At 67.7% G+C, this 17296-nt stretch carries 13 protein-coding genes and 1 pseudogene; all 14 read right to left on the bottom strand.

Annotated features, from left to right (window positions below; translation table 11 throughout):
• Positions 1 to 492: 492 nt before the first annotated feature.
• The gene (locus tag A0130_13535; protein ID ANF32555.1) at positions 493 to 2376 is read right to left on the bottom strand and encodes a hypothetical protein; all 1884 of its coding nucleotides are present in this window, start codon (positions 2374 to 2376) and stop codon (positions 493 to 495) included.
• A gap of 80 nt (positions 2377 to 2456) precedes the next feature.
• The gene (locus tag A0130_13530) at positions 2457 to 4061 is read right to left on the bottom strand and encodes a hypothetical protein (protein ANF32554.1); all 1605 of its coding nucleotides are present in this window, start codon (positions 4059 to 4061) and stop codon (positions 2457 to 2459) included.
• Positions 4022 to 5356 carry a hypothetical protein gene (locus A0130_13525; GenBank protein ANF32553.1) on the bottom strand — a complete coding sequence of 445 codons (1335 nt, stop codon included), beginning with the start codon at positions 5354 to 5356 and terminating at the stop codon, positions 4022 to 4024. The genes A0130_13530 and A0130_13525 overlap by 40 nt, the downstream gene beginning before the upstream one ends.
• A gap of 956 nt (positions 5357 to 6312) precedes the next feature.
• Positions 6313 to 7392 (bottom strand): hypothetical protein, encoded by a 1080-nt coding sequence (locus tag A0130_13520; protein ANF32552.1) that lies wholly within the window; start codon positions 7390 to 7392, stop codon positions 6313 to 6315.
• Between the two features lie 1046 nt (positions 7393 to 8438).
• A complete protein-coding gene (locus A0130_13515; GenBank protein ID ANF32551.1) occupies positions 8439 to 9308 on the bottom strand; it encodes a hypothetical protein in 870 nt (289 codons plus the stop codon).
• Positions 9308 to 10315: an AP endonuclease gene (locus tag A0130_13510; protein ID ANF32550.1), complete on the bottom strand. Its 1008-nt coding sequence runs from the start codon at positions 10313 to 10315 to the stop codon at positions 9308 to 9310. The genes A0130_13515 and A0130_13510 overlap by 1 nt, the downstream gene beginning before the upstream one ends.
• Before the next feature lie 15 nt (positions 10316 to 10330).
• Positions 10331 to 11512 (bottom strand): dehydrogenase, encoded by a 1182-nt coding sequence (locus tag A0130_13505; protein ID ANF32549.1) that lies wholly within the window; start codon positions 11510 to 11512, stop codon positions 10331 to 10333.
• Entirely contained in the window at positions 11509 to 11925 is a 417-nt protein-coding gene (locus tag A0130_13500; protein ANF32548.1) for a hypothetical protein, read from the bottom strand. The genes A0130_13505 and A0130_13500 overlap by 4 nt, the downstream gene beginning before the upstream one ends.
• A gap of 9 nt (positions 11926 to 11934) precedes the next feature.
• Positions 11935 to 12716, bottom strand: a pseudogene (locus tag A0130_13495) (peptide ABC transporter permease).
• Positions 12717 to 12736: 20 nt separating this feature from the next.
• Complete coding sequence (locus A0130_13490) at positions 12737 to 13771, bottom strand: sugar phosphate isomerase (GenBank protein ANF32547.1); 1035 nt, start codon at positions 13769 to 13771, stop codon at positions 12737 to 12739.
• On the bottom strand, positions 13765 to 14763 hold the full coding sequence (locus A0130_13485) for a sugar phosphate isomerase (GenBank protein ID ANF32546.1): 999 nt from the start codon (positions 14761 to 14763) through the stop codon (positions 13765 to 13767). The genes A0130_13490 and A0130_13485 overlap by 7 nt, the downstream gene beginning before the upstream one ends.
• Positions 14760 to 15737 carry a sugar phosphate isomerase gene (locus tag A0130_13480; GenBank protein ID ANF32545.1) on the bottom strand — a complete coding sequence of 326 codons (978 nt, stop codon included), beginning with the start codon at positions 15735 to 15737 and terminating at the stop codon, positions 14760 to 14762. Before A0130_13480 ends, A0130_13485 begins: the two co-directional genes overlap by 4 nt.
• Entirely contained in the window at positions 15734 to 16852 is a 1119-nt protein-coding gene (locus A0130_13475; protein ANF32544.1) for a sugar phosphate isomerase, read from the bottom strand. The genes A0130_13480 and A0130_13475 overlap by 4 nt, the downstream gene beginning before the upstream one ends.
• Positions 16849 to 17247, bottom strand: a complete 399-nt coding sequence (locus A0130_13470) for a flagellar biosynthesis protein (GenBank protein ID ANF32543.1) — start codon at positions 17245 to 17247, stop codon at positions 16849 to 16851. Before A0130_13470 ends, A0130_13475 begins: the two co-directional genes overlap by 4 nt.
• Positions 17248 to 17296 lie beyond the last annotated feature (49 nt).

Here is a 17296-nt window from a genome sequence, read left to right as displayed (position 1 = left end):
CCGGAGTTGAAGTATCCGCTCGACCCTCCTGAGGGCAGACCCGCGGCGTCTCGATAATTCGACACCGTGGAAGGGTTCACCGGGGACCACGAGGCCCCACCTGCTTTTGAGTCTCCTCCATAAACGCGGTACAAGGATTGCCCAGAGTACGGAGTGGGAACGTCAGAGCCCGTGGTTGCAGCGGCACTGCCTCCGGGGCGTGAAACACCATTGCCCACGACCTTGTTCGCAACAGCGCCAAGAGTCTTACTTCCTGCTGCCGCGGCGAGTGATCCGGCGGCGGCGCCGATGGCGGAGCCGAGGAGGCCTCCGGCGGCACCCCAGGTCATGGCCTGGACGGCGCCTTGGACGGATTTCGGTCCGGGCTGGAGTGCGTACGTGGTCCCGGCGGCCGCGATACCACCGATCATTCCCGCGGCGAGGATCGCAGCCCCGCACGCACCGAATGTGGCAGCTGTGCACGCCGCCGCCCGAGGACCGCAGCGGTCACCGCTATGCCGACGCCGATGCCGCCCGCGACAGCGCCAACGCTTTGCCAGGTCTTCCCGGACCAGGAGAACGGGTTCCACCAGTCCTCCTTCTTCTTCGCCGACGAACCCTTCGACGACGACTTCGTCTTCGACCCGGTCGCCGACTGCTTGGGCTTGGTCTTCCCGCCGGCGCCGCCTTCGTCTTGGCTTTCGTCTTGGACTTCGCGGTCGTCTTCTGCTTCGACGGCTTCAACCCGGACGGGTCAGACAGAGTGACCGGTGAGTTGTGGGAGTACGAATACCCGTTGGACTGCGCCGGATCAGCGGCATCCAGCACCGGGTCCACCGAGAGGAACCGGCCTGCTGCCGGGTCATACGCCCGCGCACCCAACTGGGTCAACCCGGTCACCGCGCTGGTCGGCGCGTTCAAGAACCCGTGCGCGGATCCCCACGACACCGCTCCCCCACGCGGGTTCCCGAACGGGTCCGAGAAACGGCGGGTGACCTTCCCATCAGCGGCACCGACCGAGAGATCCTGTGTGTGCTGCAGGTCACCGGAAATCCAAGTCAGAGTCGAACCGGTGGTGCCCGCCTTCGCTTTGCGTTCCGCGACCGGGATACCCGCCAGGTCATACGTGCGCACACCGGCCACGGTCGTGGTCCCGGCCGCCACGCTCAACTCCGTGTCGCCCAGGAACAGAGTCGACCCGGTCGTGGACACGGAAAGCAACAGGTTCCCGTCCGCGTCATAGATGCGGGACTCCGAGTTCGTGCCGGCGGTGACGGTGGAGAGTTTCCCGGACTCATCCCAGGTGAGGGTCTGACCGGGCCGGGAGATCACGGAACCGGCACCGTCGTACTGGTATTGGCCGCCATCGATCGCGGTGACCGCGTGCGGCCGGGCAGCCCCTGCTGCTGGGTAGGCGTAGGTACTGACCGTGTCGCCTGTGGCGGTGTGCTTGGTGGTGGAGGTCCGGTTCCCGGTAGCCGGGTCGACGCTGTAGGACATCCAGTAGGGTGCGGCCCCGCCGAGTGCGGTGGCGGTGGGTGCGGCCGCGCAGTCGTTGGAGGTGGGCGTCCACGCGTCGGTGAGGTTCTGCAGACGGTCGTAGGTGAAGCACTGGGTTTCGTTCCCGGCGGCGCCTGTGGTGGCGATGCTGGTCACGTTGCCGGCTTGGTCGCGTTGCAGGGTCCGGTCGGCGAGGGAGGTCCAGACGCCACCATATTTCATGGTGTCGACCACTTCGGTCTGTTCCCCGGTTCCGGGGTGGTAGCCGAACCCGGTGTACAGGGCGGAGGTGGAGGAGCGGGCGATCTGGGATACCTGCCCGAGCGGTGTGTAGGACAGGATGCCGTAGGTGGAGCTTCCGGACATGGAGTCCAGGTCGCCGACGCCGTTGTAGAGGACGCGCATGCGCTCTGACGGGAGCCCGCCGGCCGCGGGGAGGACCCGGCCGAGCAGTGCGCCGTTACGACCGTAGGAGGAGGCCACCGTGTAGGTGGTCCCTGCGAACGCGGGCGCTCCGGCGGGGATGCTGACGGTGGTGGAGGTGGCGTTGTAGAAGTCGTCGTAGCCGGCGACGGAGGTGGTGTACGCCAGTCCGGGTTTCCCGGGAGCGGACCCGGTGTAGCTCGTGGCGGAGGTCACCTGGTTCTTGGCGACGCTGTCGAACACCCAGGAGGCCAGCAGCGGGCCAGTCGTGGAACCGGAGTACTTGCCGGTGCGCCGGTTGAGCTCGTCGTAGGTGTACGCGAGGGTTTGGCCGCGCCCGTCTGTGGTGGTGAGCACGTTGCCGGCGAGGTCGTAGGTAGAGGTGCTGGTTCCGGAGTCGGGGTCGGTGGAGGACACCTGGTTGCCCAGGAGGTCGAACGCCCAGCTCCACCGGTTCCCGACCGGGTCGGTCATGGCTGTCATTAAGCCGGACGGGTTGTACTCGTACCGGGTGGTGAGACCATCGCCGGTGGGCGTGGTGTTCTGATACTGGGTCAGGGCGGTGCGCTGGTCCAGCGAGTTGCTGATCGTGGTGGAGGGGATCCCACCCGCTGGTGGATCACGTCGACACGGTCGGCGCCGGGGTAGGCATAGCTGGTGCGGCGGGTTTCGTCCCCGAACGTGTAGAGGACGGTGTCGAGGGTTCGGCCGGCCGCGTCATAGCGGGTGTCGGTGCGGGTGGGCACTTGCGACCACGAGGTCGGGACGAAGATGGTGCCTGACGGGGACGCGGTCGCCCAATACGGGCCGAGCGTGGTGACCACACGGCCTTGCGTGTCGTAGACAGTGTCGGACACGACACTTCCGCCGCTGGCCGACGGGGATTGGGTTTGGACGGTTCGGCCGAGCCCGTCGACGATCTCGTAGGAGGTCTTGACCGTGTCGGTGAGGGCAGTTTCCGTGGTGATCACCGAGGCTGCGGTCTGGGAGACCGTGTAGGTGTACTTGGTCGAGGGGGTGGTTGGGTTGGCCGACTGCGGCTGGCTGGGCAACCACACACCGGTGCGGCGGCCGAGAGCGTCGTAGGAGGCGGAGGTTACCTTGCCGTTCTCGTCGGTCACCGTCAGTTCGGCGCCCCACGCCGGGTCCACTGTCGTGGTGGTGGTCCACCCCATCGGGTTCGTTGTTTGGGTGGCGGTGGTGGGAGCTCCGGGCCCGGCAGGCGTGTAACTGGTCTTCGTCGTCCGCTTCAACGCGTCGGTTGTCGCGGTGGGGCGACCCAACGCGTCGTAGCTGGTGGTCGAGGAGGTGGTCCATACCTTGGTTCCGCCGGTGAAGCCGGTGACGACGTCTGTGCCGGTAACAAGTCCGAGCACGGGGGCCGCTCCGACCGGCTGGCCGTCATAGCTTGTGCGCACGTCGCTGATCAGCCGGTCGGCGCCGGCGGTCGGGGCTTGGTCGCAGGTTCCGGCGGTTTTCAGGACCTCGGCGATGCTGCCGGTGATGACTTTGCTGTCGTTGTTCGCCCCGTAAATAGTGGTGGTGCACGTGGCGGGGGCATCCGAGGGGGCAACCTGCTCGGTCAGCGGAAGACCGCTGGACGCGTCGAAGGTGACCGTGGTGGTGGTGGTTCGGTCGCCTCCGGTGGACACCGGTTCGCTTTCGACCGTGACAGCATCCCCCGTGTAGCGGGCGACCCGCACACCGTCGGACGCGGTGGGGGCGGAGGACCAGGGGGTGATTACGGTGCGGGAGAGAACGGCTCCGCTGACACCGTTGGTGGAGACCACCTCGCGGGTGCGGCCGGCGTACTGCTGCGAATCCGGCAGTCCTGGGGTGCCGGTGACGCTGACGGACCGGGTACCGCCCGCAGGGGCGGCGCGGTCGCCGTCCAGACCTTGGAAGAAGATGTACTTGGTCACGGCCTGCTCGGCCGGTTTGTTGGCGTCACCCTCGCGTTCCTCGGCGGTGTTGTAGCCGGCGAAGACGGACCAGCTGCGCCGGTCAGCGGGGGTCAGCGGGGAGTCGTTGTACCGCCAGGCGGGGGTTCCATAGAAGTAATAGGTGGGGTGTCCCGCGGCGCTGGCGCCGCCGGTGTTGGGGTTTTCGACGGTGGAGGTCACCACGTACTTGTGGAACAGGTCCTGCTGCGCCGGCATCGGCGGGTTCGTGGACGGGGACCACCATTGCGGGTAGCACCGTTTCGTGTTCGCCGCCGGGTTGGCGAAAATCGCGTCACGGTCGGCGGAGTGCATTCCTGGTCGGAATAGTTGATGGACACTGTCCCACCGAGCTCGGTCTTGATCGAACTGATCCGCCATTTGTCCAGCGGCGCCAGCCCATCGATCGCCCACACCCGGTTCTGCATGGTGGTGCCGGCGAAAGTGACGGTGGGTTCGGTCAGCGAGGAGGATCCGGAGTAGCCGGTGTGGGTGAGGCTGGAGAGCCACAGCGCCGGTGACGTGCCATCACCCGGCGCAGGGAACGCGTGCTTCAGTGCCCACGAGTCCACATCCTTGTACCCGCCAGCCGTCTGCACCTGGGTCTTGATCGAGGCCAGCCGGGCGGTGGTCCAGAACGTCGGCGCGATCTGGTCTGCACAGGTGCCGGAGGTGCACAGCTGGTCGAAGGGCACATCGGGGTAGGAGGCCGGGTTCGACGGCTTGACCGCGGGTCCGGTCACGGGTTGCGGGGTGCAGGAGGAACCCGCGCCATCCGAGCAGCGACCGTTGCCGTCGTAGCTGAAAAGCACCCGGCCGGTTGCGGCGTTGGCCGCGTAGATGGTTGTTGCGGTCAGGCCGTAGTCGATGTGCTCGATCTCTCCGCCGCGCACGTACGACACTGGTGTGGCACCGTTGCGGGCGTAGAGGTTCGTCTGGGCGTTGTAGTAGAGCGCTTGGGCGTTGCCGTGGACATCCACGATGTAGTCCAGGTTCCACCGCCACCCGGAATCACACGCCGACGCGGCGAAGGTGGCCGCGTGGCAGGGCTCGCCCGGATCGTTGCCGAACACGGGCACCGTCCAGGCGGAGTTGGTGGTGGGCTTGCCGGAACTCCATCCGGGCAGACGGTTCAGGCCGAAAAAGTATTGCGTCCCATCGGTGGTGACCATCTGCCAGCAGGCGGTGTTGGCGGTGCCGTTGGCCTGGCAGGGGGCGCCGGTGTACTCGGTGAACCGGGTGCCGTCATCGTTAGCCAGGCGGTACTGGTTGGTTGCGCCGACCCGGACCAGCGGGCCGGAATGCCCGGCGAACGAGACGGAAGCGTTCGCGTTCTTGAAGCACAGGTCGCCGCTGGTCTTGACCGGCCCGGTGGGCCCGTCGTCTTGGGCGCAGCCAACGTAGGAGCGTTCGATGAACCCGGTGCCATCCAGGGCCCACCCCTCCCCGATCGCGCTGGGCTGATTGTTCGTCGACCCGGTCAGCCCGTCGACGGACTGGGAGTCGTAGGACAAGGCCAAATCCGGTGCGGGCCCGGCCGGAGCCGGCGGCACCCGCAGCGGATAGTCCCACGAGAACGTCCCGGTCTGCGCCGAGACGTCCCACGTGGAGACCGGCTTGAGCGAGGTCGCGGAGAAGTCCCCGTTCCGCTGGAGCTGCTCGGAGACGCCGCCGCTGTCAGCACCGTCGCGGACCGCCCGTTCAGGTGCACGGTCACGATGACTGCCTCGCCGCTGGTGCGCGCAGCAGCCGGAACCCGACCACCGGACACGCCGGTCATCTGCGACGCCGGAATGACTCCCGCCTCGGCGGGACTGGTCTGCTCCCAGCGGATCCGGGAGGCGAAGTCCGCTCCATACAGTCCGTTCAGGACGCGACGAGGGATACGCACACTGATGGAGCTGTCGGCTGTGGACTCACGCTTGGCCGCGATACTGAGGGCAAGCCCACCGGCCGCCGCGGATGCAGAACGCCGACCGTCCAACACGGTGACCGCGACGCTCCCACCCGAAACGGCTGTGGTCGAGGCGCGTGCCGTCTCCCCGTCCCCGGGCAGCGTCGACCCGGCTGCGACGGACAGTCCCGTGTCCGCCAGCGGACGCCATGAAGAGCCCGAGCTGACGGTCTTCGCCCCGGTATCGCCGGATCCGTTGCCGAGATCGACCGCGTACGTTCCAGGACGCAGTGTGGTGTTCTCGATCGCAGCCGAACGGGGGGCAGTTACTGAGGTCTGTAGCCCCTCGTTTACGGCTGTGCCGGTGACGGCCGGTGCGAAACCCGGAATGGCCGGTGCTCCTTCGGCCAGCAGCGAGGGCACATAGGCAACCAGTCCAGCGGTCAGCGCTACTGCGCCAGTCATTCCGATGATCGACCGCCAGGTGAGGGACGGGGACGTGTTGCGCCGGTGACGTGCAGACATGGCAGTGGCCTTCGTGTCAGTGAGGTGAGTACGCGGGGGCGGTGCGTGCGGTTAGAGGTTCGGTCCGGGAAGCGGTTGTCGCGAGGCTTCCTCCGGTAGCAGCGACGGGTAGATCGCCACACCGGCCACCGCGCCCCCGAAGAAGCTCGAGGGGTACCCCTCGGACACGGCGGACCCGACCGTGATCGCGCTCAGGGCAGCGGTGTTGTCAGCAGGCGGCACATAACTGGCCCACTGCGTCCCCTGAGCGGTGTTCCCGATCAGCAAGGTGATTCCGATACGCCGATTGACCGCATCCCAATGACCGGTAACCGTGACGAACTTGGTGGTGTCCACCTGCGCCAGCGGCTGGGTCGCGCAGGCACTCGTCTTGGTTGGGCCCTGCGAACGTATGCAGAACTGCCAGGAACCGTTGGTGCTCTGCAAGGAGAACGCGGAGTCACGGGTGCCGGGGGCGCTGACCAGGCTTTGAGTGCCCTGGTTCGATCCGGGTTTGACGCGTGCCGACACGGAGAAGGTCGTCCGAAGGTCCACCACCTGCTGGTCGGAGACCGTCGCACTGAAGACCGCGACGAATCCGCGGGACCCTTCGTTGATCTGTCCCTCGCAATTGCTCTGCAGCGATACGAAATAGTCCGTGCCGACCCGGCACCGGAAGATCTCTCGCGCCGAGTACTGCTTGGGCACGGACTCTGCGCTCGGCCAGCCATAGCCCAGCAGGCGGGAAGCGGCACCGGTTCCCTCGCAGTTCTGATAGGTCGAGAGCATGTTCTTGCCCAGCCCGTAGGCGCAGATGTACAGCGCTCGGCTGCCGAGCGGGGCGTCCTGGCCGGGAATCACCTTTGCCAGTTGTCCCAAGGTCATTTCGAGCACGTGACCGGCAGGTGTTCCGTTTTCGCTTGAGTCCACCGCGTGGGATACTCCGGGCTTGACGAATCGGTTCAGTGACACCAGCGCCGGGGTGAGGAACTGGGGGTCCTCGAAGATGTTCGTCGCCTCCCAACCCGCGATGCTCCCTACTTTGAGCTTCGCGTTACTGAGAGCGTCATCGATGCTCGCCTGGTCGGTATCCATCGCGGTCCACCGGTGTCCGCTCGTCAAATCGATCTCGCCCTGGGTGGCGACTCCCACGCCGGCCGATGACGTTGCGTTGGCGGTGTCGCATGCGTCTTCCGCGCTGTCGCACGAAACGTTGCCGGCGCGGTCATACGCGGCTACCCACAATGTGGCCAGCTCGGAGGGAGGAGCGACAGTCAGCGCGAGTGTGCCATCTGCGGCTGCGCACACGATGCGGGCGTCAGCTCCGGCAACACTGTCGCACGGCGGAAGGCTGGTCGTGTAATCAGTCACCGGGGCAGCCCGACTCGGGGTGGTCGGGCGTCCCTCCGTCCACCACACCTGATACCCCGCGATCGCCTCCCCCGCTGGCGGGGCGACTGTCACAGTGATCGGCTGTCCGGGCCCAGAGGGCACCTGCAAGGTGTTGACGGCCCCGTCCATCGGCTCCGAGGGAGACGTCAGAGTGAGGCTGGGAATTCCCGGTTTTGTGTTGTCCACCACGAAGTAGCACCAGGGTGAGTACGTCGCGGAGTCCTGGATGTTGTCGCTGCCGCGCGCGTTCCACGCATACGCTTGCCCGTCGACCAACGCGGTGGTTTCGGGTTAAAGGTCGCGGTGAGTGTCGCGGAGCCGAGGGCAACCCTAGCGTTTCTGAGAATTCGTACGCAATTCTCAGCTGATACCCAGTCACCCGTTTGGGGGTGAAAGTGATTTCTGGGTAGCCCGAGGCCCGCGCAGGTAGGCTCTTCACCGGTCCCGCCCTAGTCGCAACGCGCACCCCCGCTGAGCGGCCATCTGGAGAGGGAGGCAGCCGTTGTTCGAGCCGGGCCGGGATGGGGTCACAGCTCCGATCGGCGTCCAAAACGGAGGATGGCTTCGAGCCACTCGGGACCGAACACCTCCGTTTCGCGTCAACGCGCCGCGCGCGCCGACCCTCATCCTCCGTTTTTGGGCAGCCAGGGGGAAGGGTTTTGCGCGGCTACGGAAGCGTGCGGCATCCTCCAGGAAGCGCAGAACGGAGGAGGGTCGGGGGCGACAGTCCGTGAAGACTGCGGAAGGGAGGAAGCTGCTGCGACGAGATGCCGAAACTTCCTCCCTTTCCGCGGGTACAGCCGGACTCACCCCTCCCGGTTGTAGTACGGCCACGGCAGGAACCGCCGCTCGCCACGGCGGTCCGGGCCGGTGAGCGTGACCTCGCCGGTGGCGGCCCATTCGACGCCGCGCGGGAACATCCGGATGAACTCGATCCGGCGGAACGTGTCGATGTCGTGGCCGATCGTGATGGTGAAGGAGCGGCCCGCGCCGTACTCGTTGATCCAGGCGATCGGCTGGTCGGTGTTCATGCCCGGGAGGGCCGCGATGCCCTCCTCGGGGATGGCCACCGGGTAGTGCGACATCGGCCAGACGGGCGCCTTCTCGTACGACTCCAGGTCGTCGTACGTCGTGAGCAGCACCTGGGCGCCGTCGAGGATCTCCACACCGGTGAGGATGTCGTCGCCGGTGACGGTCCAGCGTGAGTTGATGCCCTCGGTGATCGGGTGTCGCGGCTCGGCCGTGTCGAGCTGCGCCTCGCCCCACGGCCGGGGACGCAGGCCCCCCGCGACGGTCATCCGGGAGCCGCGGAGCACGTTGTACTCGTCCGGGTAGCCCCAGTCGGGCTCCTGCGCGGCCGACCCGTGGAACCAGACGATGCCCTTGCCGTCGTCGCGGACGAACTTCAGCAGTGCGGCGTCCGTCTCGGCGCCGAACCCGACCGCCTTGTCGAAGTAGCCGTCCCGTCCCTCGAAGACGACGATCACGACGTCGTACTTGTCGATGATCTCGGCGCCGAGCCCGCGCGGGTCTTCGACCACGCGCACGCGGAAGCGACCGGTGTCCTCCAGGAGCGTGGTGAGCCACTGGTTGTGGAGGCGGAAGCTGCGGTGCTCGTTGTCGTGCTCGCGGGTCATGTGCCCAGAGAGGATGAGGACGTTCAGCAGGTCTGTCATCAGTCGGCTTTCGTCGAGAAGGCCGCGTCGAAGGCGGCGTCGGGCGGCGTGATCGCGTTCAGTTCGCGCACGAAGGCGATCGCCTCCGGGGCGCCCTGCAGACGATCCATCCCGGCGTCCTCCCACTCCACGCTCGTCGGCCCGGTGTAGCCGATGAAGTTGAGGGCGCGGAAGATGGGCTCCCACGGCACCTCGCCGTGCGCGGTGGACACGAACGTCCAGCCCCGTCGCGGGTTCGCCCACGGCAGGTGCGAGCCGAGCACGCCGTTGCGGCCGTCGAGGTTGGTGATCGACTCCTTCACATGCACGTGGAAGATGTGGTCGGCGAAGTCCAGCACGAACGCCACCGGGTCCAGCTGCTGCCACATGAAGTGGGACGGGTCGAAGTTGATGCCGAAGCTCTCGCGGTGGCCGATCGCCTCCAGCGTCGCCTTCGCCGTCCAGTAGTCGTAGGCGATCTCCGAGGGATGCACTTCCAGCGCGAACCGCACGCCGACCTCTTCGAAGACGTCGAGGATCGGGTGGAAGCGGTCGGCGAAGTCGCGGTAGCCGGCGGCGATCCACTCGTCGGAGGCGGGCGGGAACATGGCCACCGCCTTCCAGATCGACGACCCGGTGAAGCCGGTGACCGTCTTCACGCCGAGCGCCGCGGCCATGCGCGCGGTGAGCTTCAGCTCCTCCGCGGCGCGCTGCCTGACGCCCTCGGGATCGCCGTCGCCCCACACCCGGTCGTTCAGGATGTCGCGGTGGCGCTGGTCGATGGGGTCGTCGCAGACGGCCTGGCCGGCGAGGTGGTTGGAGATGGTCCACACCTGCAGGCCGTTGCGCTCGAGGATGTCCTTGCGCGACTGGACGTAGTCGGCGTCGTCCCAGCGGGAGACGTCGAGGTGGTCGCCCCAGCAGGCGATCTCAAGGCCGTCGTAGCCCCACTCGCCGGCGAGGCGGGCGACCTCCTCGAACGGCAGATCGGCCCACTGGCCGGTGAACAGGGTGATCGGACGCGGCATGCTTGTTCTCCTCTTTCAGACGGCGACCGCGGCGTCCGCAGCGACGCGGACCCACGACGACTGGTTCTCCGAGCTGGCCTCGACGGCCGCCAGCACGCGCTGCACGCTCAGCCCCTCGGCGAAGGTGGGGTGGGGGTCGGTCCCCTCGGCGATCGCCCCCACGAGGTCGACGACCTGGTGCACGAACCCGTGTTCGTAGCCGAGCATGTGCCCGGCCGGCCACCAGCCGGCGACGTAGGGATGCACGGGCTCGGTCACGAGGATGGTCGTGAAGCCCTGGAGCTCGGCGCGGTCGGTGCGGTCGTAGAACTTCAGGACGTTGAGGTCCTCCAGGTCGAAGCGGAGGGCGCCCAGCGTCCCCGACACCTCGATCGACAGCGCGTTCTTCCGACCCGTTGCGAAGCGGGTCGCCTCGAACGACACCAGGGCGCCATCGGTCAGGCGGCCGGTGAAGATCGCGAGGTCGTCGACGGTCACGTCGCCGTATCCCTCGCCCGCCTCCCCGGCGAGACCGGACCCGGACGCCTGCAGGGGCCGGCGTTTGACGATGGTGTCGAGGATGCCGGACACCGCCTCCACGCTCTGACCGGTCACGAACTGCGTCATGTCGACGATGTGCGCGCCGATGTCGCCGAGGGCGCCGGAACCCGCGTGCTCCTTCTGCAGGCGCCAGGCGAGCGGCATCTCCGGGTCGACCAGCCAGTCCTGGCGGTACGCCGCGCGCACCTGCTGGACGCGCCCGATCCGCCCCTCGGCGATCAGGTCCCGCAGCAGGGTGACGGCCGGGACGCGCCGGTAGGTGAAGCCGACCATCGCACGGACGCCGCGCTCGGCCGCTCGCTCCGCGGCAGCAGCCATCGCCTCGGCCTCCTCGACGGTGTTGGCGAGGGGCTTCTCGCACAGGACGTGCTTGCCTGCCTCCAGCGCCGCGATCGCGATCTCGGCGTGCGAGTCGCCGGGCGTGACGATGTCGACCAGGTCGATGTCGTCGCGCGCGATCACCTCGCGCCAGTCCGTCGCGTACTCCGCCCATCCCCACTTCTCGGCGGCGTGGGCGACCGCCTCCTCGTTGCGGCCGACGACGACCGCCAGCTCCACGGCCTCCGGGAGGTCGAACACCCGAGGCGCCTGCCGCCACCCCACCGAGTGCGCAGCGCCCATGAAGCCGTAGCCGATCATGGCCACGCGGAGCGTCATGTGAGCACCAGCTCCCGCTCGACCGGCACGCGGTTCGTCACGTACCGTCCCGGTGCGCCGTCGACGCCCGGCATGATCTGCATGTACAGCAGGCGCATGGTGAGCACCACCTCGACTGTGAGCTTCTCCCCCGCCTCGGGCGCACGGCCCAGCGCGATGAGGATGTCAGGGCGGTCGGCGACGAACCACAGGGTCTCGGACTGCTCGGGCAGCTCCTCGATGCGGTACGCACGACCGTTCAGCACGAAGCGCAGGTCCTCGCGCGGAACCGGCACGCCGTTCACCGTCGCGGCGACGCCGTCGACCGCGGACAGCCACAGGCTGCGGTACCAGGGGAGCTGCACCGAGACGGCGATGCCGTCCTCCGTGCGCCGCACATCCTTCTCGGAGAAGAGGGAGTTGTGGGTTGCCATGGTCCTCTCCTACTCGTACGTGTCGACGAAGGTGTCGTACCGCGCGGGGGCGCCGGCTCGAGCTTCTGGACCGTCTCCGGGCTGTACGGGTGGTTCTCGCTGGGCGCCGGCTCGTCGGCCGGGGGCATGAAGACGGGCTTGCCGTCGTCGCCGAAGTACATCAGGTCGAGGTCGAACGCGCCCTGGTTCTTCAGGCCGAAGCTGATCCAGTTCTCCTCGAACGGCGCCCGCGCCAGCTCGTAGCAGCGGAACTTCCAGAACTTCCACTCGCCGTCCTGCTTGAGGAAGTCGACCGCGTACTTGCACCACACCCAGTGCGCCCAGACCTTCTTGCCGAGCACCTCCTTCGGCGAGTACATGTCCGGGAACTCCTCGGCGACCGCAGGGTCGGTGAGGCCCGACTCGGTGCCGGCCATGATCCAGACGCCCTTGGCGCTCTCGCCGTCGCCGGCGACCTCGATCACCGGCGTCGTGGCCGCGTGCAGGATGAGCTTGCCGACAGGATGCGGCCGGTCGCGGTGGTAGCGGGTGACGCTCTCCCACGTGGTGTACTGCCCGGCGTTGGTGTACCGGGCGCGGATGCCCTCGGTGCCCTCCTTGACCCAGAGCGGGATGATCTGCTCGTCCTCGAACGCGTTGTGCAGGAACATGTAGCGGTTGAACAGGTTCTCGACCTGCCCGCGGTCTTCAGCCCGCTGGGCGAGGCGCTGCGCTGCGGCGACGTCCTCGCGCAGCCGCGCGACCTCGGCGACGAGGTCCGAGATGGACGTCTCGGTGGTGGTGTCCGACATGGTGTCTACTCCTTCGTGGGTCAGGCTGGGACGCCGGCGACGGCGTCTTCGATGGTGCGCCGCATGAGCGCGTGCTGCTTCTTCACGAGGTCGATCGGATCGGCCTCCCCGAGGTCCTGGAAGGCATGACCCTCCCACTCGCTCGACAGATATCCCCGGTAGCCGCCCTCGACGAACTGGCGGACGATTCGCGGGATGTCCATGGCGGGCTCCTGCCCATTCGCATCGATGTCATAGAACTTGGCGTGCACATGGAAGATCTGCGGCATGATGTCCCGCCACTCCTCCGGCGGCACCAGGCCGTGCATGTTGAACGCCAGGCGGGTGAAGGGGCCGAAGCCGACCGGATCGACGCCCTCGCCCGTGAGGTAGTCCTCGAACTTCTGGTTGCGCACGTGCATCGGCGTGGGCTCGTGCCAGATCTCGTCCATCACGGCGAAGTGCTTCGGGTCCATGCCCATCTTCTCCAGCTGCGAGAGCAGGGTCGGCGAGAGACTGTGCATCGTCGAGGAGAAGTCCGCCGTGAAGCCGAGCCGGTCGCTGCCGAGCTCGTCGTACAGCTCGCGGATGCCGAGCACCTTCGGGTCGTTCGGCCCCTGCGGCGCGTGGATCTCGTATCCCAGCCTCTGGTCGTACTCCTCGGCGAGCGGCAGGAGGCTGCGCAGCAGATCGCGTCCGGCCGAGCGGATGACCACTCGCTTGAACCCGAGGGTGTGCGCCGTCTTGAGCTGCCGGGCGAGGAAGTCGTGCTCCTCGTCCGGGGTCATGTCGCGGTCCTTGCGCCGGCCCATGTCGAGGTTCGTGCCGATGGCGCTCGGCTCCAGCTCGTACCTCTCGAGCGAGTCGAACCAGAGCTTCACGAACTCGTCGTCGACATCCGGGTAGGTGCGCAGCAGCTGGGCGATGTTGAACTCCACGCCCGGCCCGATGCCGTTCTCGGCGACGGCGGCGATGAGCGTCTCCGGCGTGTAGACGCCCGCCGCGAACTCGCTCGTCATCGAGTAGAGGGTCGTTCCGAGCTCGATCCCCGAGCCCGCGATGCCGCCGTTCACCATGTCGGTACTTCCTTCCGCGCTGTTTCGACGATCGGTGCGAGGACGTTCTGCACGTACCAGCCGCTCACCATCGCGCTCTCGGCGGGGTGGGGACTCTGGTCGGACTCCACGACGATCCAGCCGGTGTAATCGAGCCGGGCCAGCGTGCGGACGAACGACTCGAAGTCGACCAGGCCGCCCTCGTCGGTCGGCTCGAAGAACCAGCGCTCGACGCGCCGGCTTCCGCCCTCGGTGCGCACGAACTGCTCGGCGTGCGGGGTCACGGCCTCGGCGTCGTCCACGACGTCGTACGCGTTCTTGAGCTGGACGTGGCGGACACGGTCGGCGTGACGCTCGAGCACCGCCACCGGGTCGACGCCGGCGACCGCGAACTCGGCCGTGTCGAGCGCGAGCCCGACGAGCGCGGGGTCGGTGGCGTCGAGCAGCTGGGCGAGGCCGTCCTCGAGGCGGAGCGCCGAGAGGAAGTCGAAATGCAGCGCGAGCGAGACTCCGAAGGGCGCAATGGCCGCGCCGACGGCGTTCCACAGCGCCGCGAGTGTCGCGATCTGGCCGTCGTCGAGGGCGCCGGTCTGCCAAGCCGACCCGCAGGGACGGACGACGAGCACGGCGCCGCCGAGAGCCTCCAGGGCCTCCGCGAACCAGATCGCAGTGGCCGTGATCCGGGGCGCGGCGTTGGGATCGAGCGGATCGGGCCCGCGGCCCATCTCCACGTCGAACCCGATGAACGGGTCGTAGACGTAGCTGGAGACGGCGTCGAGCGCGCAGTCGGCGAGAACCTGGCGGAAGCCCTCGAGCGATCCGTAGAGGTTGCCGATCTGCTCGGGCGAACCGAGCGGCTCCCAGGGGCCGAAGCTCTCGGCGGTGAGCTCCACCCCGGAGAACCCGCTGATCGAGATCGTCTTGAAGGCGCGCTCGTGGTCGCGCTTGCGCACGAACGCGTCGATGTTCGTGTCCCACTGGTTGAGGGCGTAGCCCCACCGGATGTCGCTCATGCCGTCTTCTCCAGGTAGATGCGGTCGAGGACGTTCTTGGCGTACCAGCGCGCGACCGCCGTGCTCTCGGAGTAGTCGCCGCCGAGTTTGTCGGCCTTGTCGTGCTCGACGCTGATCCAGCCCGTGTAGCCGTGGTCGCGCACCGAGCGCATCATCGACTCGAAGTCGACCAGGCCCTCCGCGGTGCCCATCTCGTAGAACCACTTCTCGGTGGTGACCGCCGAGAGCTCGGCGTCCGGCCACAGGCGGTAGTCCTCGTTCACGTCCTTGGTGCGGGTGTCCTTGAAGTGGAAGCCCGTGACGCGCTCGTGGTGGGCCTCGTACACGGCGACCGGGTCGACGTCGGCGATGCAGTGCTGGGCGGTGTCCACGAAGAACTTCACGTACTGCGGATCGGCATAGCCGTAGAACGTGTCGATCTGGGCGCGGGTGCGGATGCCACCGTAGAACTCGTGGTGACAGGTCAGGTTGACGCCGTACTGCTGCGTGAGCTCTCCGACCTTCCCCCAGATGTCGGCCGCGTGCTTGAGGCCGTCGTCGGTCACGCCCTGCTCGTCGAAGAACCGCGAACCGGGCATGACGATGATGTTGTCGAGCTGGATGCCCGACCACATGTCGAGGGTGCGCTTGAAGTCTTCGATGATGTTGTCATGCGTCGCGGGCACCTCGGGCGCGTAGCGCTCCGGGTCGTAGTAGACGCCGTGGAAGGTGTTGACGATCCGCTCGAGGCCCTGCTCCTGCACGAACTCCTGGTAGTTCGCCACCGAGCCGTACTGCTCCAGGATCTGCCAGATCCGGAAGTCGAACGTGTCGATGGCGTCGAAGCCGACAGCCCTCACCTGGCGGAGGAAGCGCGTCATGGTCCGGCGGGAGTGCCACTGGTCGTATGGACCGCGGGGGCCGTTCGCACGCCAGTGGTCCATGTAGCTCCACTTGATCGGAGCCGTGCTCGTCGCCTGCGCGTCCTGGCTCATCGGTTCACCCCTTCGGTGCTCGGGAGCCACTGGCCCAGCTGGAGGCGCGCCTCGGCCGCGTCGGTGACCATGCGGCTCCCGGCGTCCTGCGCCGCCGACCGCTGCACGGCCTGCTCGTCGCGGATGATCTCGAAGGGCGAGTCCCAGTAGTTCCAGTGCCAGCCCTCGTACTCGCTCGAGATGGCGCCGTTGTAGCGGTTCCGCACGAGCAGGGCGATCAAGTCGCGCACCGGCACCGAGGGCTCCTCGTGGTTCTCGTCGATGCCGAAGAACTTGCCGTGCACGTGCTTGATCCACGGCATGATCTCCAGCCAGTCGTCCACGCGCGCCGGGCCGAACAGGCCGGTGCCGTTGATGCCGAAGTCGATGCCGAGGTCGGGCCGGCCGTTCTGCGCGGCGAGCCCGATGAAGCGGCCGAAGCGCTGGCCGTGGTCTGCCTGGTCGGCGGGAGGACCGGCCTCGTAGAACTCGTTCCACAGGTCGACCACCTGGGCGAGCAGTTCCTCGCTCGCCCCGCGGCGGCGGTAGGCCTCCAGCAGCGACGGCGCGAAGCCGACGGTGGTCGCGCCCCAGTCCGCAGTGAAGCCGAGGAACGGCGACCCGACCTCCTCGTAGCGGTCGCGCAGCGCGAGGATGCGCGGATGCGACGCGTACTGGTCGGCGTGCACCTCGAGGGCGAGCGTCACGCCGTACTGCTCGGCGATCGGAGCGAGGGCGGCCATCGAGTCGGGCGTGATCGAGATCTGGACGCGGGCGATCGGGAAGCCCAGCTTCGCCGCCGCCTCGATCTGGCGGCGCATGTACTCGATGAGCTCGTCCTGGTTGAGCATCCGGTCGCGGTGGATGCCGATGTCGGCGTTGATCGCGAGCGACGTCTGCACCAGGTCGAGCTCGGCGACCAGGTCGCGGAACCAGCCGGCGAACGCGTCGTCGATCGCCGGGAACCCGCGGAAGCTGGAGAAGCCGATGACCTCGAGTCCGGGGCCGTAGCCGTCGGCGGCGACCTTGCGGATGAGGCCTTCCAGGTCGTATTCGCGGCCGTGGAACGCCCGGGTGAAGCTGTAGAGGGTCACGCCCTGGATCGGGGATCCGAGGCCGGAGGTCGTCGGGCTCATGCCGTCACCGCCTTCATGGTCTTGGTGTCCTGCTCCTCGATGTGGAGCACCTCGTCGTCGCCGATGACGATGTACGGGATGAACACGGTCAGGTCGACCGCCACCTCGTGCTCGCTGTCGTCGGCCGTGACCGGGATGTCCCCCGAGAGCACGGCCGAGTCGAGCGGGAACCACCACTCCTCGGTGTCGTCCTTCATGTCGTCGAAGGTGCGCTCGCGGCCGTTGAGCTCCCAGCGGAGCGTCTCGGCCGGAGCGGGCACGCCGTCCACGGACAGCGTCGCGCCTGCGATGCAGGACGCCGGGAGCGCGCGGTACCAGGGGATGCGCACCTCGACGGCGGCACGGGTGCCCGTCGTGGTGAGCGTTCCCTGCTCGATGATGCGGTCGGGGATCACAAGTCCTCCTTGACTTCTTCCTTGTTTCTACACACTAATGTCGATTTGT

Origin of the sequence: Leifsonia xyli (assembly GCA_001647635.1) — a bacterium.
GTDB lineage: Bacteria > Actinomycetota > Actinomycetes > Actinomycetales > Microbacteriaceae > Leifsonia > Leifsonia xyli_A.
This window is presented reverse-complemented; position numbering and strand designations above follow the sequence as displayed.

Excerpts from the sequence above, each read along its gene's own strand:
- A0130_13535 (ANF32555.1), bottom strand. The coding sequence starts at position 2,376 with ATGACCGACCCGGTCGGGAACCGGTGGAGCTGGGCGTTCGACCTCCTG.
- A0130_13530 (ANF32554.1), bottom strand. The coding sequence starts at position 4,061 with ATGCCGGCGCAGCAGGACCTGTTCCACAAGTACGTGGTGACCTCCACC.
- A0130_13515 (ANF32551.1), bottom strand. The coding sequence starts at position 9,308 with ATGACAGACCTGCTGAACGTCCTCATCCTCTCTGGGCACATGACCCGC.
- A0130_13510 (ANF32550.1), bottom strand. The coding sequence starts at position 10,315 with ATGCCGCGTCCGATCACCCTGTTCACCGGCCAGTGGGCCGATCTGCCG.
- A0130_13505 (ANF32549.1), bottom strand. The coding sequence starts at position 11,512 with ATGACGCTCCGCGTGGCCATGATCGGCTACGGCTTCATGGGCGCTGCG.
- A0130_13500 (ANF32548.1), bottom strand. The coding sequence starts at position 11,925 with ATGGCAACCCACAACTCCCTCTTCTCCGAGAAGGATGTGCGGCGCACG.
- A0130_13490 (ANF32547.1), bottom strand. The coding sequence starts at position 13,771 with ATGGTGAACGGCGGCATCGCGGGCTCGGGGATCGAGCTCGGAACGACC.
- A0130_13485 (ANF32546.1), bottom strand. The coding sequence starts at position 14,763 with ATGAGCGACATCCGGTGGGGCTACGCCCTCAACCAGTGGGACACGAAC.
- A0130_13480 (ANF32545.1), bottom strand. The coding sequence starts at position 15,737 with ATGAGCCAGGACGCGCAGGCGACGAGCACGGCTCCGATCAAGTGGAGC.
- A0130_13475 (ANF32544.1), bottom strand. The coding sequence starts at position 16,852 with ATGAGCCCGACGACCTCCGGCCTCGGATCCCCGATCCAGGGCGTGACC.